The sequence below is a fragment of the Streptomyces sp. NPDC058459 genome (assembly GCF_042721685.1).
In the GTDB taxonomy this organism is placed as follows: Bacteria; Actinomycetota; Actinomycetes; order Streptomycetales; family Streptomycetaceae; genus Streptomyces.
The window spans coordinates 1-20,196 of record NZ_JBHXLV010000075.1 but is presented as its reverse complement, the minus strand read 5'-3'; the positions used below and the strand labels follow the sequence as shown (position 1 = coordinate 20,196).

Genomic DNA, 20,196 nt, shown 5'->3' with positions numbered 1-20,196 from the left:
CAACGGGGTCGACCGCGCCCCATGAGCATGTCAGGAGCCGTGCGCGCGGCGCAGCTCGACCTTGCGGACCTTGCCCGACACCGTCATGGGGAAGGCGCCCAGGAGCTGGAGCCGGCTCGGGATCTTGTAGTGGGCCAGCCGGTCCCGGCAGAAGGCGCGCAGTTCGTCCAGCGTGAGCGGGTCGGCCGGGTCGAGCGGGATGACACAGGCGAGGACCTCCTCGCCGTAGCGCTCGTGCGGTACGCCGACCACCTGGACGTCCCGGATCTTGGGGTGGGCGTGGAGGAACTCCTCGATCTCGCGCGGGTAGATGTTCTCGCCGCCCCGGATGATCATGTCCTTGATGCGGCCGACGATCTCCACATAGCCGTCGTCGCGCATCACGGCGAGGTCGCCGGTGTGCATCCAGCGGCCGGTGTCGATGACCTCGGCGGTCTTCGCGGGCTCCTCCCAGTAGCCGAGCATGACGCTGTAGCCGCGGGTGCACAGCTCGCCGGCCTCGCCGCGGGACAGGGTGATGCCGGTGGCCGGGTCGACCACCTTGACCTCCAGATGCGGCAGGACGCGGCCTACGGTGCCGGTGCGGTGCTCCAGGTCGTCCTCGACGCGGGTCTGCAGGGAGACGGGGGAGGTCTCGGTCATGCCGTAGCAGATGGACACCTCGGCCATGTGCATCTCGGCGACCACCCGTTTCATCACCTCGACCGGGCAGGGCGAGCCCGCCATGATGCCGGTGCGCAGGGTGGAGAGGTCGTACTCCGCGAACTCGGGGAGGTTCAGCTCCGCGATGAACATCGTGGGCACCCCGTAGAGCGAGGTGCAGCGCTCCCGCTGGACGGCGTCCAGGGTGGCCCGGGGCTCGAAGGACGGGGCCGGGATGACGACGCAGGCGCCGTGCGAGGTGGCCGCGAGGTTGCCCATCACCATGCCGAAGCAGTGGTAGAAGGGCACGGGGACGCAGACGCGGTCCTGCTCGGTGTAGGCGACCGAATCCCCCACGAAGAAGCCGTTGTTGAGGATGTTGTGGTGGGAGAGGGTGGCGCCCTTGGGGAAGCCGGTGGTGCCCGAGGTGTACTGGATGTTGATCGGGTCGTCGCAGGACAACTCGGCTTCGCGGGCGCGCAGTCGCTCCCCCGGGACCTCGGCGCCGAGTGCGGTGAACTCGTCCCAGCTCGGATCGCCGAAGTACACCGTCCGCTTCAACTCCGCCAGCCTCGGGCGTACTTCGTCCACCATCGCCCGGTAGTCGCTGTCCTTGTGCCCGGTGGAGGCGAACAGCAGGCAGACGCCGGCCTGCCGGAGGACGTACTCCACCTCGTGGGTGCGGTAGGCCGGGTTGACGTTGACCATGATCGCGCCGACCCGCGCGGTGGCGTACTGGACGAGCACCCATTCGGCGCGGTTGACCGCCCAGACGCCCACCCGGTCGCCCTTGGCGACTCCGGCGGCGAGCAGTGCGCACGCCAGCCGCTCCACGTCGGCAGCGAACTCGGTGTAGGTCCAGCGGCGTCCGGCGGGGATGTCGACCAGGGCCTCATGCTCCGGCCAGGTGGCGACCGTGCGGGCGAGGTTGGCGCCGATGGTGTCGCCGAGCAGGGGGGTGGTGGCGGTTCCGTGCGTGTACGACAGGCTCACCGGAAGTCCTCCTCGCGGTACTCGTCCGCCGAGCCGGCGGCCGTGGCCTCACGCAGCTCGACGCGGCGGATCTTTCCGGACACGGTCTTGGGCAGTGGCGCGAACTCCAGCCTCCGCAGCCGCTTGTAGGGCGCGAGCACCTCGCGGGAGTGCTCGAAGAGCGCCTCGGCGGTGCCGGGTCCGGGCTCCCAGCCCTCGGCGAGCACGATGTACGCCTTCGGTACCGCGAGCCGGAGTTCGTCCGGCGCGGGGACCACGGCCGCCTCGGCAACGGCGTCGTGCTCCAGCAGCGCGCTCTCCAGCTCGAAGGGGCTGATCTTGTAGTCGCTGGCCTTGAAGACGTCGTCGTCGCGCCCCGTGTAGTACACGTACCCGTCGGCGTCGCGGGAGCCGATGTCGCCGGTGCGGTAGTAGCCCTCGGCCATCGCCTCGGCGGTGCGGCCGGGATCGCCGTGGTAGCCGGTCATCAGGCCGACGGGGCGCGTGGCCAGGTCGAGCGCGATCTCGCCCTCGGTGGCGCCGGGCGCGCCGGTGACCGGGTCGAGGAGCGTCACACGATAGCCGGGGCGGGGGCGGCCCATGGAGCCGGTACGCAGTTCCTGGCCTGGGCTGTTGAAGATCTGCACGGCGGTCTCGGTCTGCCCGAACCCGTCCCGTACGGTCACCCCCCAGGCCCGGCGGACCTGTTCGACCACCTCGGGGTTGAGGGGTTCCCCGGCCGCGACGGCCTCGCGGGGCGGGGTGGCGAGCCGGGTCAGGTCGGCCTGGATCAGCATCCGCCACACGGTGGGCGGCGCGCAGAACGTGGTGACACCGGCGCGGTCCATCTCCGCCATGAGCCGGACGGCGTCGAAGCGGGTGTAGTTGACGACGAAGACGGTCGCCTCGGCGTTCCAGGGTGCGAACAGGTTGGACCAGGCGTGCTTGGCCCAGCCGGGCGAGGAGATGTTGAGGTGCACGTCGCCGGGCTTCAGCCCGATCCAGTAGAGGGTGGCGAGATGGCCGACCGGGTACGAGGTGTGGGTGTGCTCGACCAGCTTGGGGCGGGCGGTGGTCCCGGAGGTGAAGTACAGCATCAGCGGGTCGTCGGCGAGGGTCGGGCCGTCGGGCAGGAACCCGGCGGGGAGCGCGTAGGCGTCCTCGTAGGGCTCCCACGCCTCCTTGGGCAGGCCGCCGACCGAGATCCGGGTGTAGGTGCCCGGGACCTCGGCGAACTTGGCGGTGTCCTCGGCGCGCGCGATCACATGCGCGACCCCGCCGCGCCCGACCCGGTCGCGCAGGTCGGCGGGGCCGAGCAGCGGGGTGGCCGGGATGACCACGGCACGCAGTTTCATCGCGGCGAGCATGGTCTCCCACAGCTCGGCCTGGTTGCCGAGCATGACGAGGACCCGGTCCCCGGCGCCGACGCCCAGCGCCCGCAGGTGGCCGGCGACGCGGTCGGAGCGGTCGGAGAGTTCGGCGAAGGTGAGCCGGGTCTCGGTGCCGTCCTCCTCGACGATGTGCAGGGCGGTGCGGTCGTTGCCCTCCGCGATCACGTCGAACCAGTCCAGCGCCCAGTTGAAGTGCTCGAACCCGGGCCAGCGGAAGCCGTCGTAGGCCGCCTGGTAGTCCTCCCGGTGCTCCAGCAGGAAATCGCGGGCGCTGCGGAACAGCTCCGTCGGGGTCGTCATCCGTGTCCTCCTCGCTGCCGCGGTCGTCCACCGCCGGCGCACTCCCGCGTCCCGGACCATTGCCGGGCGGCTCTCCCCCATCGTCTAATCCGTGATGCGGGTCTCACCACCCCCGAACGGGGGTGGCGGCACGAAGGAGCGAGAAAGTGGCAGCAGATGCCGTGGCGACGACGGAGATTCGGGGTGCGCCGGCCGGGCTGCGGCGTGCGACGGGACTGCCGGTCGCGTTCGGCGGAGCGGTCGGCCCCGGCGCGGCGCAGATCCGGATCGGCGAGCTGAGCGGCACCGCGACCGGCGCCCTGCGCTCGCTGGTGGTGACGTCGGGCACCGGGCTCGGCGGCCGCGCGGTGGCGCTGGGCCGGGCGTGCGCGGTGCCGGACTACGCCGCCTCCCGGCGGATCAGCCGTGAGTACGACGTCCCGGTCGCGGCCGAGGGCCTGCGCGCGGTGCCGGCGGTGCCGCTGGTGGTACGGCACCGGGTGCGCGGGGTGCCGTACGGCGCGCTGCGCACCGCCCGGCCGCCGGGCGGCGCGGTCGCGGCGGCCCGGGAGGTCGAGCGGGCGCTCGTGGTACGGGACGGGGCGCGGGGGTTGCCGGCCGCGCTCCGGCCCGCCGAGGCAGGGCCGCCCGAGCGGGAGGCGGGCCGGGAGCACGTACGGGAGGCGCACGCGGCGCTGCGGGCACCGGCCCCGCGCATCGCGGGCCCGGGGCTGCGGGCCGAGCTGCCGGCGGCCTGCGACCTGCTGGCCGCGTCGCCCACGACCGGGCGCCCGGGGCCGGCCCCGCGTGAGCTGGACGTACTGACCTGGGTGGCGACCGGTGCGACCAACGCGGCCGTCGCCGACCGGCCGGGCCTGCGCCCGGCGACGGCGAAGGGCTATCCGCGTGCGGCGATGCGGAAGCTTGGCGCCCATACCCGAGGGGAGGCGGTGACGGCGGCTCGCCGGGCCGGGGTCCTTCCCTAGGGGCCGCCGCCGGCCATTTCGGCCCGGCCCCGGCACCCGCCGCCGAAACATGCCATTCACATTGGCCCGCATTGCATTTCCGGATGCGTGACAGGCTGTTATTTCCCTCACCACGACTTCTCACCGAATTCCGGCCTCCGTTGCCTAGAATTTGGCCCGGACACGACACACGAGGGGAGCGGCGACCGTGCGACGGGACTTCCAGGAGCCTGTACGATTCCGTCCCGACCTGCTCATCGGCCGCGAGGAACTGTTCGCCGAAGCGAAGGAACAGCTCGCCTCTGGCGGCAGCGTGCTGGTGCACGGCCCGGCCGGAATAGGCAAATCGACTTTCCTGCGGGCATTGGCCGAGGAATACGGCGCCACCGCGCGCACCGTGTTGCGCTGCTCGGCGACCGAGTCCGAATCGCATCTGCCCTTCCTCGCCCTGGCCGACCTCCTCGGCCTGGTCCTGGACGAGGTCGCGCCGCACCTGCCCTCGGCCCAGCTGACCGCGCTGGAGTCGGCGCTCACCGGCCGGGGCGAGTCCAGCCTCCAACGCGACGGTCTGGCGCTGCGCCTGGCGGTGCTGTCCGCGCTGCGTGCCCTAGCCGTACGCGGCCCGGTGCTCGTCGTCGCCGACGACCTCCAGTGGCTGGACCCGGCCAGCGCCGAACTGCTCGGCTTCGCCGCCCGCCGGCTGGAGGGTACGCCGGTGCAACTGCTGTGCGCGGTACGCACCGAGGGCCTGGAGAGCCAGGAGTACGACCGTCAGCTGCGCGCCTGTCCGCCCGACACGGCCGCCGTCCGCCTCGGTCCGCTCAACCGCGTCCAGGTGGCCCGGCTGCTGGACCACCGGGGACACGGCGCGCTTCCCCGCTCCGCGGTCCGCGAGATCCACCGCACCAGCGGCGGCAACCCGCTGTTCGCGCTGGAGCTGAGCCGCGCGCTCGCCGACAGCCCGACCCCGCCCCGGCCCGGCGAGCCACTGCCGGTGCCGACCTCGCTGCGTGCCCTGGTGCTCAGCCGGCTGGACATGCTCTCCGTCGAGGCCCGCCGCACCCTGCTGGTGGCCAGCGCGGGCGCCCGCCCCACCCCGGCCCTGCTGCGCGCGGCCGGCCGGGAGAACGCCGAGGCGGAGTGCGCCCAGGCCGCCGAACTCGGGCTGCTCGCCACCGAGCCGGAGGCCCCGGCCGTACGCTTCGCGCACCCCCTCATCTCCGCTGCCCTGTACGCCGAGGCGCCGGCGCCGGAGCGGCGGGCCGCGCACGCCGCGCTGTCCACCGCCGCCTCCGACCCGATCGAGCGGGCCCGGCACCTGGCGCTGGCCACCACCGGCACCGACCCGGAGGTGGCGGCGAGGCTCGCCGGGGCCGCGACCCTGGCCCGCGACCGGGGCGCGCCCTCCGTCGCCGCCCAGCTCGGCCTGCTGGCCGCGCGCCGCACCCCCGCCGACGGCGTGCCGGGACCGGAGGAGCGGCGGCTCACCGCCGCCGAGGACGCGAACACGGCGGGCGAGGTCGACCTCGCCCGGGACATCGCCCACGAGGTGCTGAGCCGTACCGCCGTGCCCGCCGAACGGGTGCGGGCCTGGATGGTCGTCATCGACACCGCCGGCCACACCATGGCCGAGGTCGACGCCGTGTTCCCGCAGGCGCTGGCCGACGCCGGGCAGGACCCCCGGCTGCTGGCCCTGGTCAACTACCAGCTGGCCTGGCGCGCGCTGATCGTGCAGGGCGACTTCACCGAGGCCCGTACCGCCGCCGCGCACGCGGCCGCGCTGGCCGAGCACGGCGGTGACCGGCGCACCGAGCTGCTGGCCCTCGCTTTCCAGGCGCAGACGGAGACCCTGATGGGGCATCCGGAGGCGCCCCGCACCATCCAGCGGGCCCTGCGCGAGCCGCAGGACGCCTCGGTGGCGTGCCATCACAACGGCGCGGGCAGCGCCCGGTTCCGCTGGCTGATCATGGGCGACCGGCTGGCCGAGGCCCGTGGCACGGTGACCGCGCTGCTGAGCGAGGTGCGGCGGCGCGGCTCGGTGGAGAGCGAGGTGCACTTCCTGCGCGGGCTCGCGGAGACCGAGCTGCACGCCGGGCACTGCGGCCGCGCGCTGGAGCTGGCCCGGGAGGGGCTGCGGCGGCCGCGGCACGGGGGCAGCGGGGAGCCCGCCCCGGCTATGCGGCCCTCGCCCCCCGCGGCGGCCGGCGGGGACGTGGAACAGGCGCTGGCGCTGGCCCACGAGGCGGTCGGGCACGCCGAGCAGGACGGCGACCAGATGTACCTGTCGCGGGCGCTCGCCTCGCTCGGGTACGCCCAGCTGGTGGCCGGGGACGCTGCGGGCACGGTGCGTTCGCTGCGCCGGGCGCGCCGTCTGGAGCAGGACCTCGGCATCACCGACCCGGCGCGCGGCCGCTGGCACGGCGATCTCGCGGAGGCGCTGGTCCGGATCGGTGAACCGGCCGAGGCGCAGGCCCTCATCGACACCAGCCGGGAGCACGCCGAGCGGCTTGGCCGGGCGAGCGTGCTGGCCGTACTGGACCGGGCGGAGGCCGTGGTGCGGACGGCCCGGGGCGACCGGGAGGGGGCGCTGACCCTGCTGACCTCGGCTCAGGACCGGCTCACCGGGCTGGGCTTCGGGCTGGAGGCGGCCCGCGCCGCGTTCGCCCTGGCCCAGCTGCGCGCCCGTTCCCCGGAGGGGACCCGCAGGAGGGGCACGGCGTACGACGAGGCGACCCGGCTGTTCCGGCGCTGCCGGGCGCTGCCGTGGCTGCGCCAGGTGGAGGAGGCCCGTACCGCGCCCGAGCCCGAGCCGCCGGTGGCGGTGCCGGACGCCCCGGAGGCGCTGGACACGCTGGCGGGGCTGGCCGCGATGGAGCGTCAGGTGGCCGCACTGGTGATGGAGGGCGCCACCAACCGGGAGATAGCCGCACGGCTGTTCGTGAGCGTGAAGACGGTGGAGGCGACCCTGACGCGGGTGTACCGGAAGCTGGGTATCCGCTCGCGGGTGGACATCGTCCGATTGGCCGCAGGTCGCCGCGCGAAGTGACGGCACCCCCGGTTGAATGAGCCGGACCGAGGGTTTTCCCTCCCCCGGCCCCCTAGGGGGTTCCCTCATTGGGAGGCGGGAGTTCCGGGTCCTAGCGTGAGGGACGTGCCGATCGCCGGGCACACGGGTTCGGGTTCCTTCCGCTCTCCGCTCCACCGGAGTCGGGGTGCCCCGTCCCCGTGTATCCCCCCACACCCGTGCGACCCCCACCGGCCACCCCCATTGAGGAGACTCATGTCCGGGCTCAGACGTGCCAGAAAGACCGCCGCGACCGTGCTGGCCACCGCCGCCGCCGCGGCGACCGCGCTCGTGGCCGCCCCGGCGGCGGGCGCCGCGCCGCAGCCCGTCGTGGGCGGTACGGCCACCACCACGACCGCGTACCCGTACGTCATGCAGATCACGGACGCGTCCGGCAGCCAGTTCTGCGGCGGCACCCTGGTGTCCGCCGAGAAGGTGGTCACAGCGGCGCACTGCATGGCCGGCGAGTCGACGAGCAGCGTCCGCGTGGTGGGCGGCCGCACCTATCTGAAGGGCACCGACGGCACGGTGAGCCGCGTCAGCGGGATCTGGGTGAACCCGGACTACACGGACGCCACCCGGGGCGACGACGTGGCCGTGCTGACCCTGTCGACGCCGATGCCGTACACCCCGGTGTCCTACGTCTCCTCCGCCCAGACGAGTGTCTACGCGGCCGGCACCACGGCCCGCATCCTCGGCTGGGGCACCACCTCGGAGAACGGCGGCTCCTCCGACCAGCTGCGGACCGCGACCGTCCCCACGGTGTCGGACTCCAGCTGCCGCACCTCCTACGGTCCGGACTTCGTCCAGTCCGACATGGTCTGCGCCGGAGTCACCTCCGGCGGCATCGACACCTGCCAGGGCGACAGCGGCGGTCCCCTGATCATCGGGGGCGTCCTGGCAGGGATCACTTCCTGGGGCGAGGGCTGCGCGCAGGCCGGTCACCCGGGGGTCTACACCCGGCTGACCACCTTCTCCAGCCTGGTGACCGCGCAGGTCACCGCCTGACCCGGAAGATTTCCCGAGCTCGCTCGGGTGCACGACCAGGGGGGCGCTGCGAGCTTCCACGAGCAGCCCGCAGCGCCTCCCTGTCCAACGGCCTCAGGGGCCGGCTCTCGGGGGCGTGCCGGTGGGCGTGCGCGGTCCGGCGCGCGCCGGTGGCACGCCGGTCCATCCGCCGGGCAGGTGACCCGCCGGGGGAACCCCCGGGCGGCGCACGGCCATTCCCTACGATCGTGGAGTGTCCCTCTTCACGCTCGAACGCACGGTCCCGCTCTCGCTCGACGAGACCTGGCGCCGACTCACCGACTGGCCCCGGCACGGCGACGTGGTGCCGCTCACCCGGATGACGGTGACCACGCCCCCGCCCACCGGTGTGGGAACCCGCGTCCTCGCCCGCTCGGGCGTGGGCCCGCTGGTCTTCGACGATCCGATGGAAGTCACCGTCTGGCGTCCCCCGCAGGACGGCGAACCGGGGCTGTGCCGGCTGGAGAAGCACGGCCGGGTGGTCCTCGGCTGGGCGGAGATCGAGGTACGGCCGGGCCCAGGCGGCCGGACGCGCGTGCTGTGGCGGGAGGAACTCCGCGTCTCGTTCCTGCCGCGTGCCTTCGACGGGGTGGTGACGAGCGCCGCCCAGTCCATGTTCGGCCGCGCGGTGAACGGCCTGCTCAGGCGGGAGTGACCCGCGGTCCCGGGCGCCCTCAGGCCGGTGATCCCACCCCTGCGGGGAGGTCGCGGTGGATCGGGGTGTGGGCTCCGGTCAGGGAGATGCCGGTGCCGCCGCGCCGGGCGGCGACGATCTCCGCCGCGATGGACAGGGCGGTCTCCTCCGGGGTGCGGGCGCCGAGGTCGAGGCCGATCGGGGAGCGCAGCCGGGCCAGCCGGCGGTCCGTGACACCCGCCTCGCGCAGCCGCTCCAGACGGTCGAGGTGGGTGCGGCGGGAGCCCATCGCGCCGATGTAGGCCACGGGCAGGCGCAGGGCGAGGCGCAGCAGCGGTACGTCGAACCTGGGGTCGTGGGTGAGGACGCACAGCACCGTGCGGGCGTCGGTCGCGGTGCGCTCCAGGTAGCGGTGCGGCCAGTCGACCACCACCGCGTCGGCCTCGGGGAACCGGGCGCGGGTGGTGAACACGGGCCGGGCGTCGCACACGGTGACATGGTGGCCGAGGAACTTGCCGACGCGGACCAGCGCGGCCGCGAAGTCGACGGCGCCGAACACGATCATGCGGGGCGGCGGGACGGCGGACTCGATCAGCACGGTCACCCGGGAGCCGCAGCGCGCGCCGCGTTCCCCCACCTCCACGGTGCCGGTGCGGCCCGCGTCCAGGAAGGCCGCGGCCTCGGCGGCGACCGTACGGTCCAGCTCCGGGTGTCCGCCGAAGCCGCCGTGCCGGGTGCCGTCGCCGTGGACGAGCAGGGGGCCGCCGAGCAGCGCGGCCGGGCCCGCCACGATCCGGGCGAGCGCCACCGCCCCGCCGTTCGCGGCGGCGGCCGTCGCGGCGGTGAGCACCGGCCGGTCCCGGCCGCCGACACGGACCGGGACCACCAGCACATCGATGGTCCCGCCGCAGGTCAGCCCGGTGCCCAGGCCGTCCTCGTCGTCGTACCCGAAGCGCTCCAGCACGGGCCGGCCGTCCGCGAGTGCCTGTCGGCACAGCTCGTACACCGCGCCCTCCACACAGCCCCCGGAGACCGAGCCGACGACGCTGCCCCCGGTGTCGACCGCGAGGGCGGCGCCGGGGCTGCGGGGGGCGCTGCCGCCGACGGCGACCACGGTGGCGACCGCGAAGTCGCGGCCCGTGGCGGCCCACGCGTTCAGTTCCTGGGCGATGTCCAGCATCCGACGGCCTCCTGACGCATCGCTCTCATGCCGTGCCGGTGAGGTGCTCGGGCCGTACCGGGGTGCGGTCCAGTTCGAGTCCGGTCGCGGCGCGGATCGCGGCGAGCACGGCCGGGGTCGAGGACAGGGTGGGGGCCTCGCCGACCCCCCGAAGGCCGTAGGGGGCGTGGTGGTCGGCGAGTTCGAGGATGTCGACCGGGATGGTCGGGGTGTCGAGGATGGTCGGGATCAGGTAGTCGGTGAAGGACGGGTTGCGCACCTTCGCCGTGACCGGGTCCACGAGGATCTCCTCCATCACCGCGACGCCGAGGCCCTGCACGGTGCCGCCCTGGATCTGGCCGAGCACGGAGAGCGGGTTGAGGGCCCTGCCGACGTCCTGGGCGCAGGCCAGTTCGACCACCTTGACCAGGCCGAGTTCCGTGTCGACCTCCACGACGGCGCGGTGCGCGGCGAAGGAGTACTGCACATGGCCGTCGCCCTGGCCGGTGCGCCGGTCGAAGGGCTGGGTCGGCCGGTGCCGCCACTCCCGTTCGATCTCGACGCTCTCCCCCTCCAGCACGTCCGCGAGGCCGGCCAGCACCTCACCGCCGTCGGTGACCACCTTGCCGCGCTCCAGCAGGAGTTCGGCGGTGGCCCAGGCCGGGTGGTACGTGCCGAACTTGCGGCGCCCGATCTCCAGTACCCGCTCCCGCACCAGCGCGCAGGCGTTGCGGACGGCGCCGCCGGTGACGTACGTCTGCCGGGACGCGGAGGTCGAACCGGCGCTGCCCACACGGGTGTCGGCGGGCTGGACGGTGACCTGCTCCACGCCGAGTTCGGTCCGGGCGATCTGCGCGTGCACGGTGACCCCGCCCTGGCCGACCTCCGCCATCGCGGTGTGCACGACGGCGACCGGTTCCCCGGCGACGACCTCCATGCGGACGCGCGCGGTGGAGTAGTCGTCGAACCCCTCGGAGAAACCCACGTTCTTGATGCCGACCGCGTAGCCGATCCCGCGCACCACCCCTTCGCCGTGCGTGGTGTTGGACAGACCGCCGGGCAACTCCCGTACGTCGGTGCCCTCGCTGGACTCCCACTGGCGCTCGGGAGGCAGCGGCATCGCCTTGACACGGCGCAGGAGTTCGGCGACCGGCGCGGGGGCGTCCACCACCTGGCCGGTGGGCAGGGTGCTGCCCTGCTCCATCGCGTTGCGCTGTCTGAACTCCACCGGGTCAAGACCGAGTTCCCTGGCCAGCTTGTCCATCTGGGCCTCGTAGGCGAAGCACGCCTGAACGGCGCCGAAGCCGCGCATCGCCCCGCAGGGCGGGTTGTTGGTGTAGAGGGCGATGGCCTCGATGTCGACGTCGCCGACGTCGTACGGGCCGATGCCGAGGGAGGCGGCGTTGCCGACCACGGCCGGGGAGGCGGAGGCGTAGGCGCCGCCGTCCAGGACGATCCGGCACCTCACATGAGTGAGCAGGCCGTCCCTGGTCGCGCCGTGCTCGTAGGTCAGCTTGGCGGGGTGGCGGTGGACATGGCCGAAGAACGACTCGAAACGGTTGTAGACGATCTTCACGGGCTTGCCGGTGCGCAGCGCCAGCAGGCAGGCGTGGATCTGCATCGACAGGTCCTCGCGGCCGCCGAACGCCCCGCCGACCCCGGCCAGCGTCATACGGACCTTGTCCTCGGGCAGGCCCAGGACGGGGGCGATCTGGCGCAGGTCGGAGTGGAGCCACTGGGTGGCGATGTGGAGGTGGACCCCGCCGTCCTCCTCGGGCACCGCGAGGCCGGACTCGGGGCCGAGGAACGCCTGGTCCTGCATGCCGAAGGTGTACTCGCCGCGCACGATCACGTCGGCCCGCGCGGCGGCCGCCGCGGCGTCGCCGCGCACGACGGGCTGGCGGTGCAGGATGTTGGGGTGGGGGACGTACGGCGCGTGGTGGTCGGTGCGGTCCTCGTGGACCAGGACGGCGTCGGGGGCGGTGGCGGACGACTCGTCGGTGATGACGGGCAGTTCGCGGTACTCGACGCGGATCCTGGCGGCGGCCCGGCGGGCGGTCTCGGGGTGGTCGGCGGCGACGGCGGCGACGGGTTCGCCGTGGTGGCGGACCTTGCCGTGAGCGAGGACCGGGGTGTCCTGGATCTCCAGGCCGTAGGTGCGTACGCCGGTGGGCAGGTCGTCGTAGGTCAGGACGGCGTGCACGCCGGGCAGGGCCAGGGCCTCGGAGACGTCGATGGACACGATCTCGGCGTGGGCGACGGTGGAGCGCAGCAGGTGGCCCCAGAGCATGTCCTCGTGCCACAGGTCGGAGGAGTAGGCGAACTCTCCGGTGACCTTGAGGATGCCGTCCGGGCGGAGCGTGGACTCGCCGATGCCGCCCGCCGCCTGGGCCCCCTGGGTGAGTCCGGTGGGGATACCGGCCGGTCCGGATGCGGGCATGTCAGACCTCCCCGGCCTGCCGGGCGGCCGCCAGGCGGACGGCGTCCATGATCTTCTCGTAGCCGGTGCAGCGGCAGAGGTTGCCGGAGAGTGCCTCGCGGATGTCGGCGTCGGTGGGCTCCGGGTGCCGCTCCAGGAGTTCGTCGGCGGCGACCAGCAGACCGGGGGTGCAGAAGCCGCACTGGACGGCGCCGGCCTCGATGAACGCCTGCTGGATCGGGGCGAGTCGGGTGCCCTTTGCCGGTGACGGCTGCCAGCGGCGGGCCTCGTCGAGGCCGACGCCGGGCGCGGCGGTCCGGCGCCGTTCGGCGTGGTCGGCCAGGCCTTCGACGGTGACGACGTCACGGCCCTCGGCCTGGCCCGCCGCGACCAGGCAGGAGCAGACCAGCTCACCGTCCAGGCGGACGGTGCAGGACCCGCACTCGCCCTGTTCGCAGGTGTTCTTGGCGCCGGGCAGGCCGAGGCGTTCGCGCAGCACGAAGAGCAGGGACTCGCCCTCCCAGACGTCGTCGGCCCGCTGCGGGCGTCCGTTGACGGTCAGGCTGACGCGCATCACGCGGCTCCTTCGGTGGCCCGGCGTCCGTTCCGGTACGACTCCGAGGCCCACGTCAGCGTGCGGCGGGCCAGTACGCCGATCGCGTGGCGCCGGTAGTCGGCGGTGCCGCGTACGTCGTCGACGGGGTTGCAGGCGGCGGCGCACAGGGATGCGAACCGCTGCACGGCAGAGGGGGCGACGGTCCGGCCGTTCTCCCAGAACCCGCCTTCCTCCAGTGCCGAGTTGAGGAACTGCTCGGCGACCTCGGCCCGGATCGGGGTGGGCGCGGCGGAGCCGATACCGGTGCGGACGGTACGGGTCACGGGGTGCAGGGCGAGACCGAAGGCGCACACCGCGATGACCATGGCGTTGCGGGTGCCGACCTTGGAGTACTGCTGGGGGCCGTCGGCCCTGGCGATCCGGACGGCGCGGATCAGTTCGTCGGGCTCCAGGGCGTTGCGCTTGACCCCGGTGTAGAAGGCGTCGACGGGGATGAGCCGGGTGCCGCGCGCCGCCGACTCCGCCTCGACCTCGGCCCCGGCCGCGAGCAGCGCAGGGTGGGCGTCACCGGCAGGTGAGGCGGTGCCGAGGTTGCCGCCGACACCGCCCCGGTTGCGGATCTGCGGGGAGGCGACGGTGTGCGCGGCGAGTGCGAGACCGGGCAGTTCGGCGCGCAGGTGCCGCATGATCCGCGCGTACGGGACGGAGGCGCCCAGGCGTACCGCGTTCGCGCCGGTCTCCCACTCGGTCAGCTCGTGGACGCGGGTGAGATCGAGCAGATGGGTGGGGCGGCGGTGGTCGAAGTTGATCTCGACCATCACGTCGGTGCCCCCGGCGATCGGCACGGCGGTGGGGTGCTCGGCCTTCGCGGCGAGCGCCTCCTCCCAGCCGGCGGGGCGAAGGAAGTCCATGGCCGGCTCTCTTCTTCCGTCTCGTGGCGCGAGGGTCGTGACATCAGTACACCGGTGGGTGTCGCGGCGGGGTCAGTCACCGAAGACCCGAAGGAGTTGGCTGGCCACGGAGGTCATCTTGTAGATTCGTATGAACGAAGGCCATCAGCAACCTCTCAGTTTTCCCCGGGAAACACAGGAGACACCGCAGGTGCGGGGCACGGCCCGCGCGCCCCGCACCGGCTCCGCCTCCGTCACCCATCCAGATCAAGCGGACTTTTCGACACAGAACGGCGGCGACGAGATGCGGCTGCGCGCACTGCTGGACACCGATGCGCTGGGGCTGCGGCTGCTCGGCGGCGAGGACGAGCTGGACCGTACGGTCCGCGGGGTCATGACCACCGACCTGCGCGACCCGAGCCGCTATCTCTCCGGCGGCGAGGTGGTCCTCACGGGGCTGGCCTGGCGCCGGGACGCCGCCGACTCCGAGCCGTTCGTCCGCCTCCTGGCGCAGGCTGGGGTGACCGCCCTGGCGGCCGGGGAGGCCGAGCTGGGTGACGTACCGGAGGACCTGGTGGTGGCCTGCGCCCAGCACCGGATGCCGCTGTTCGCCGTGCACGAGTCGGTGGCCTTCGCCACGATCACCGAGCACGTGGTGCGCCAGGTCTCCGGCGAGCGGGCCGGCGACCTGGCCGCCGTGGTGGACCGGCACCGGCGCATGATGACGTCCGGCCCGGCGGGCGGCGGCCCGGACGTGGTCCTCGACCTGCTCGGCAGCGACCTCGACCTGCGCGCCTGGGTGCTCTCCCCCACCGGACGGCTGATAGCCGGGTCCAAGGTCGCGGGCCCGGCGCTGCCGCCGGAGACCTGCGCGCGGCTGGCCGCCGAGCACCTGACCGCCGTACGCACGGGGCGGCGCGGACCGCACCGGGTGCGGGTGGAGGGTGCCACGTACTCCTTGTTCCCGGTCGGTTCCTCCGGCCACGCCCCGCAGGACGAGCGGGACGTGCGGGACGTGCGGGAGACGGTGCTGTCGGACTGGCTGATGGCCGTCGAGGCGGACGCCGCCGACTGGCCCGAGGAGCGGCTCGACCTGCTCCGGGACGTCACCCAGCTGATCGCCGTCGAGCGGGACCGGCGGGACGCCGCCCGTACCGTGCGCCGCCGGCTCGCCCAGGACGTGCTGGAGCTGGTGCAGGGCGGCGCGGCGCCCGCCGAGATCGCGGCGCGCCTGCGGGTCGCCGCGCCCGTGCTGCTGCCGGGGCTCGGGGCGGCCCCGCACTGGCAAGTGGTCGTGGCCCGCGTCGAGTGGGACGACGGCGCCGTCGCGGGCGGGCCGGTCGCCCAGTCGCTGCTGGAGGAGGTCCTCGTCGACCCGCTGGCCACCGGTCCGGAGGCGGCCGACCGGGTCGCCGTCGCGCACACCGGGGACGAGGCGGTGGCGCTGGTGCCGCTGCCCGCCGTCTCCACCGAGCACGACGGCTCCGAGGCCGGGCTGCACGCCGACGCGCTGCCGCGCGCGGTGCGCGAGGCGCTGTCGGCTGGCCTGGAGGGCGACGGGCGGCTCACCCTGGGCGTCAGCGCCGCGGTGCACTTGGCGGAGGGGCTGCGCGGGGCGCTGGAGGAGGCCCGGCACGCCCGCCGGGTCGCCGCGGCCCGGCCCGGCCGGGTGTGCGCCGCCGGGCACCAGGAGCTGGCCTCGCACGTGCTGCTGCTGCCGTTCGTCCCGGACGACGTGCGCCGCGCCTTCACCGCCCGGCTGCTGGACCCGCTGACCGCGTACGACCGGCGTCACCGGGCCGAGCTGATCCCGACGCTGGAGGCGTTCCTCGACTGCGACGGCTCCTGGACCCGGTGCGCGAGCCGGCTGCATCTGCACGTCAACACCCTGCGGTACCGGGTGGGGCGCATCGAGCAGTTGACGGGCCGGGACCTGTCCCGCCTGGAGGACAAGCTCGACTTCTTCCTCGCGCTGCGGATGAGCTGAGGCCGCGCCGGGGGTGCGCCGAGCGTGCCCCCAGGGCCGTGATCAGCGGCGGCCGGTGCCGGGGACCGGATTCGATCTTCCGGCGCCACCCCGCGGCCGATCGGCGACCCCTCCGCAACTTTGTGAAAGGTTTCACCCATCCTCTTGGCCCGGCCGGTGATCGGTGCTGGAATGCACGCACTCAACAGCTCGACGGCGTGCTCGGGGAGGGCAACGTGGCGCATCCCGCCATGTCTGGTGACGGAACGACCGCCGATGACGATCCGCTCCGGACCGCGGTGTGGCGGCTGCGCTCGCGGGCCTGCTGGGCCGACGCGGCCGCTCTCCTGCCCACCGACACCCCGGCGGCGACGCTCCAGCGGGCCGCGCTGCTGGTGGAGCGGTGCCTGTACACCGAGCGGGGCTGGGAGGCGGCCGAGGACGCGCTGCGCACCGCCGAGGCGCGGGCCCACAGCGACGAGGAGCGGGGTGCGGCGGCCTGCGAGCGCGGTCAGCTCGCCTACACCGCCACGCTCCATGGCGTACGGGACCGGGCGGACGAGGCGCGGGCGGCGCTCGGCCGGGCGGCGGCGCTGATCGCGCCGGGGGCTCCGGGGCGGGCCCTGCTGGACTTCCGGCGGGGGCTGCTGGCCGAGAACCTGGCCCATGCCCCGCAGGCCGCCCGCGCCGCCTACCGCCGCGCCCACGCGGGCGCCACCGCGCAGGCCGACCCGCTGCTGCTCTCCTTCACCTGGCGTCACCTCGCCGGACTGGCCCTGCGTGAGGGCGAGTTGGCCGAGGCCCGGCACGGCTTCGCCGAATCCCTGCGGCTGCGCGAGGAACTGGGCTACCTGGTGGGCACCGCCCCCGCCCTGGTCTCCCTCGCGGACACGGAGCCCGAACCGGAAGCCTCCCGCCTCCGCGAGGAAGCCCGCCGCCTCTTCCGCCTCCTGGGCGGAGTCCCCACCTGGCTCGCCGAGCACCTGAACCCACCGGCCCCGGGGGCGGCCACCGCCTGAGAGTGCCTCCGGCGGGCGTCCCGGGGGACGGCGGAGGCCCGCCCCGGCGCGACCGGGGGCCGGCACCGGCCCGGGAAACGCCCCCTCAGTCCCGGTGGGTGAAGTGCTCCGTGACCAGGTCGCCCACCAGGTCCAGGTCGCCGGTGGCCAGCGCGTCCAGGAGGGCGGTGTGCTGGGCGGCGTCGCGGAGCAGGACGGCCCGGTGCCGGCGGGGCGGGGTGTCCAGCAGGGGCCACTGGGCGCGGCGGTGGAGGTCTTCCGAGATGCGCAGGAGCTGTTGGTTGCCCGCGAGGGCGAGGAGGGCGCGGTGGAAGGCGCGGTCGGCCTCGGCGTACCGGGCGGGGCAGCCGGCGGCGGCCGCGCGGGCGGTGTCCTCGGCGAGCGGGCGCAGCTCGGCGAAGTGGGCGGCCGGTACGGTACCGGCCAGCCGCAGCAGGACGGGGACCTCCAGCAGCGCCCGTACCTCCGCCAGCTCGGCCAGCTCGCGGGGGCCGCGCCGCACGACCCGGAAGCCCCGGTTGGGGACGACCTCGACGGCGCCCTCCAGCGCGAGCTGCTGCATGGCCTCGCGGACCGGGGTGGCCGAGACACCGAAACGCTCACCGAGCACCGGCGCCGAGTAGACCTCGCCGGGACACAGTTCGCCGGTCATCAGCGCGGAGCGCAGCGCGTCGAGGACCTGCCCGCGTACCGAGGCCCGCTGCACGACCGCGCGCGGCCTGGGAAGCGGCGGCTCGCCGTGCGTGTGCTCACCCCGAACGCCGGAGGCGCTGTCGGCCCGCTCGCGGGTCTCGGCGGCGCCGGACCGGTCCGGTACCCGCGAGGCGGCGGGCCGCGCGGCGTGCCAGGGCAGCCCCGCCCCATGGGCGTCGTGCAGGCCCTGCTTCACGGGTCCTCCTCGGGCTGGCCGGCGGCCGGGGTGTCGGGGGCGCCACGGCGTGGGGCCGGTCCCGACCCCGACGACGGACCGTCACATGTCCGTCAAGCACCTTAGGCGCAGAAGGCGGCACTTCAAATTCCCGGGAAGATGGGTAAGGTTAGCCTTACCTTTAGACCCGCCCCCGTATTCGAAGGACCGGTGGTCCGCCATGCCCGCTACGGCCTCGCCGCTCACCGCAGCGTACGCCCGGCTGAGCGAGGTCTGTCCGGGACTGACCGTGAGCGTCCTTCAGGACGCGGCACACCCCCTGCCGGTGGGCGACGGCTGGGTGACCGCCGACGGGCTCGCGGCGGGCGGCGCCCAGCTCGACTCGTTCCTCGCGTGGGACGACGCCCAGGTGCTGCGGGACTACGGCAGGTCCGCCCGCCCGGACGTCATCGCCGGCTTCGGCCTGCACCGCTACGCCTGGCCCGCGTGCCTCCTCATCACCGTCCCCTGGTTCCTGCACCGCCGGGTCCCCCGGCTGCCCGCGCCCCACGTCGCCTACCACCGCACCGAGGGCCGGATGACCGTACGGCCGGGCACCTTCGCCTGCCTGCCGGACGACCCGGCCGCCGGGCTGCCCGAGGCGGTCGTCGTGGCCGACGAGGAGGCGCTGCGGGCCGAGGTCCGCGCGGCCGTCGCCGAGCACCTGGAACCGGTGCTGGGCGGCTTCGGCCCGCGCATGCGGCGGCGCGGCCGCGCGCTGTGGGGCATGGCGACGGACGAGATCGTCGAGGGCCTGTGGTACTTCGCCTCCCTCCTCGGCGAGGGCGAGGAGCGGCGCGCGATGCGCGAGCTGGAACTGCTGCTGCCGGGCACCACCCGCCCGTACGCGGGCTCGGCCGCGTTCCGTGAGCTGACGGGCCCGGCCGGCGAGCCGCTGGCCACCCGTGACCGGGTCAGCTGCTGCATGTTCTACACGCTGCGGCCCGAGGACACCTGCGCCACCTGCCCGCGCACCTGCGACAGCGACCGGATCGCCCGGCTCGCCGTCGCCGTGGCCGCCTGAGCCCGCCGTAACCACTCGTTCGAGCGGCTTGAATCGAACTGAACAGCCCATCCACCACACATAGTTCGAGCAGAAGAGCGCCAGCACGCCGCGCTCGCGCCCCTTTGGCGGACCGTTGCCCCGAAATCCCCGGCCGGGCGCCGGAAATGGGTCACTATGACGGGCGACACGCCCTATCCCAAGGCGCCCTATCCCAAGGCAAGGGACCCCTGATGCGCATGACCGACATATCGCTGAACTGGCTGCTTCCGGGCGCCGTGCTGCTCCTGGGCGTGACGGCGGCGATCGCGGTGCTCGCGCGCGGCAAGCGCTCCTCCGGGGACAAGGCGGGCTCCGACGACTCCTGGGAACGCAGCGAGGAGCGCCGCAGGCGCAAGGAAGCCTTCTACGGCAGCGCCTCCTACGTCCTGCTGTTCTGCTGCGCGGCGGTCGCGGCGGCCCTCTCCTTCCACGGCCTGGTCGGTTTCGGCGAGCAGAACCTCGGGCTCACCGACGGCTGGCAGTACCTGGTGCCGTTCGGCCTGGACGGCGCGGCCATGTTCTGCTCGGTGCTCGCCGTGCGTGAGGCCAGCCACGGCGACGCCGCCCTGGGGTCCCGGATGCTGGTGTGGATGTTCGCCGCCGCCGCGGCCTGGTTCAACTGGGTGCACGCGCCCAGGGGGATCGGCCACGACGGCGCGCCGCAGTTCTTCTCCGGCATGTCCCTCTCGGCCGCGGTGCTGTTCGACCGCGCGCTGAAGCAGACCCGCCGGGCCGCCCTGCGCGAACAGGGTCTGGTGCCGCGCCCGCTGCCCCAGATCCGCATCGTCCGCTGGGTCCGGGCGCCCCGCGAGACGTACGGGGCCTGGTCGCTCATGCTGCTGGAGGGCGTGCGCAGCCTGGACGAGGCGGTGGAGGAGGTGCGCGACGACAAGCGGGAGAAGAACGCGGCCCGGCAGCGCCGGCGCGATCAGCAGCGGGTGGAGCGTGCGCAGTTGAAGGCGCTCACCCGAGGCGCCCGGGGCGTCGCGGGCCGGACGCCCGCCCGCACCGTGGAGATGCAGCTTGACCGTGCCTCCGCGACCGGGGAGTCCGCCACGGCGGCGTCGGACAAGCCGGCCGCACGCTCACGGCCTTCGCTCCAGGCAGTGCGCGAAGGCACCGAACCGGTCACCGTCGACCTCACCGCCGAGGACGACACGATGGCCCTGCCCCGGCTCGACTCGCTGGAGCGCAAGCTGAAAGACCTTGAGCAGCAGTTCGGCTGAGCACAGCGGCGACGGGGTGGGGGCGCGGCCCTGATG

General features: G+C 74.2%; 15 protein-coding genes. 8 read left to right on the top strand and 7 right to left on the bottom strand.

Annotated features, from left to right (window positions below; genetic code table 11):
- Positions 1-30: 30 nt before the first annotated feature.
- Positions 31-1,629, bottom strand: coding sequence for an AMP-binding protein (locus ACFWN1_RS16410; RefSeq protein WP_384362348.1), 1,599 nt, complete (start codon positions 1,627-1,629; stop codon positions 31-33).
- Positions 1,630-1,631: 2 nt separating this feature from the next.
- The gene (locus tag ACFWN1_RS16405) at positions 1,632-3,305 is read right to left on the bottom strand and encodes an AMP-binding protein (protein WP_384362318.1); all 1,674 of its coding nucleotides are present in this window, start codon (positions 3,303-3,305) and stop codon (positions 1,632-1,634) included.
- A 146-nt stretch (positions 3,306-3,451) separates the two neighbouring features.
- Between ACFWN1_RS16405 and ACFWN1_RS16400 the strand changes: the two genes are divergently transcribed.
- From ACFWN1_RS16400 to ACFWN1_RS16385, 4 genes are all read left to right on the top strand, one after another.
- On the top strand, positions 3,452-4,270 hold the full coding sequence (locus tag ACFWN1_RS16400; protein WP_384362315.1) for a LuxR C-terminal-related transcriptional regulator: 819 nt from the start codon (positions 3,452-3,454) through the stop codon (positions 4,268-4,270).
- Positions 4,271-4,457: 187 nt separating this feature from the next.
- On the top strand, positions 4,458-7,295 hold the full coding sequence (locus tag ACFWN1_RS16395; RefSeq protein ID WP_384362313.1) for an ATP-binding protein: 2,838 nt from the start codon (positions 4,458-4,460) through the stop codon (positions 7,293-7,295).
- A gap of 234 nt (positions 7,296-7,529) precedes the next feature.
- On the top strand, positions 7,530-8,321 hold the full coding sequence (locus ACFWN1_RS16390) for a S1 family peptidase (protein ID WP_384362310.1): 792 nt from the start codon (positions 7,530-7,532) through the stop codon (positions 8,319-8,321).
- A 232-nt stretch (positions 8,322-8,553) separates the two neighbouring features.
- Positions 8,554-8,994, top strand: a complete 441-nt coding sequence (locus tag ACFWN1_RS16385) for an SRPBCC family protein (RefSeq protein ID WP_384362307.1) — start codon at positions 8,554-8,556, stop codon at positions 8,992-8,994.
- Positions 8,995-9,013: 19 nt separating this feature from the next.
- On the opposite strand, the gene ACFWN1_RS16380 is transcribed toward ACFWN1_RS16385, so the two are convergent.
- From ACFWN1_RS16380 to ACFWN1_RS16365, 4 genes are read right to left on the bottom strand one after another with little or no spacing between them, the layout of a single operon-like run.
- Entirely contained in the window at positions 9,014-10,153 is a 1,140-nt protein-coding gene (locus ACFWN1_RS16380; RefSeq protein WP_384362305.1) for an XdhC family protein, read from the bottom strand.
- Positions 10,154-10,178: 25 nt separating this feature from the next.
- Positions 10,179-12,572: a xanthine dehydrogenase subunit D gene (pucD, locus tag ACFWN1_RS16375; protein ID WP_384362302.1), complete on the bottom strand. Its 2,394-nt coding sequence runs from the start codon at positions 12,570-12,572 to the stop codon at positions 10,179-10,181.
- A gap of 1 nt (position 12,573) precedes the next feature.
- Complete coding sequence (locus tag ACFWN1_RS16370; protein WP_384362299.1) at positions 12,574-13,125, bottom strand: (2Fe-2S)-binding protein; 552 nt, start codon at positions 13,123-13,125, stop codon at positions 12,574-12,576.
- Positions 13,125-14,018: an FAD binding domain-containing protein gene (locus ACFWN1_RS16365; protein WP_384362296.1), complete on the bottom strand. Its 894-nt coding sequence runs from the start codon at positions 14,016-14,018 to the stop codon at positions 13,125-13,127. Before ACFWN1_RS16365 ends, ACFWN1_RS16370 begins: the two co-directional genes overlap by 1 nt.
- Positions 14,019-14,301: 283 nt before the next feature.
- On the opposite strand from ACFWN1_RS16365, the gene ACFWN1_RS16360 reads away from it, so the two are divergent.
- Both ACFWN1_RS16360 and ACFWN1_RS16355 read left to right on the top strand, forming a co-directional pair.
- The gene (locus tag ACFWN1_RS16360) at positions 14,302-15,984 is read left to right on the top strand and encodes a PucR family transcriptional regulator (RefSeq protein ID WP_384362345.1); all 1,683 of its coding nucleotides are present in this window, start codon (positions 14,302-14,304) and stop codon (positions 15,982-15,984) included.
- 230 nt (positions 15,985-16,214) lie between these two features.
- Positions 16,215-16,982, top strand: coding sequence for a hypothetical protein (locus tag ACFWN1_RS16355; protein WP_384362342.1), 768 nt, complete (start codon positions 16,215-16,217; stop codon positions 16,980-16,982).
- Positions 16,983-17,067: 85 nt separating this feature from the next.
- Here the strand turns inward: ACFWN1_RS16355 and ACFWN1_RS16350 are convergent, their stop codons facing one another.
- The gene (locus ACFWN1_RS16350) at positions 17,068-17,871 is read right to left on the bottom strand and encodes a GntR family transcriptional regulator (RefSeq protein ID WP_384362294.1); all 804 of its coding nucleotides are present in this window, start codon (positions 17,869-17,871) and stop codon (positions 17,068-17,070) included.
- A 199-nt stretch (positions 17,872-18,070) separates the two neighbouring features.
- Here ACFWN1_RS16350 and ACFWN1_RS16345 point away from each other — a divergent pair, with 199 nt between their 5' ends.
- Positions 18,071-18,913: a (2Fe-2S)-binding protein gene (locus ACFWN1_RS16345; protein ID WP_384362291.1), complete on the top strand. Its 843-nt coding sequence runs from the start codon at positions 18,071-18,073 to the stop codon at positions 18,911-18,913.
- Positions 18,914-19,125: 212 nt separating this feature from the next.
- Positions 19,126-20,160 (top strand): DUF2637 domain-containing protein, encoded by a 1,035-nt coding sequence (locus ACFWN1_RS16340; protein WP_384362288.1) that lies wholly within the window; start codon positions 19,126-19,128, stop codon positions 20,158-20,160.
- Positions 20,161-20,196: the final 36 nt, after the last annotated feature.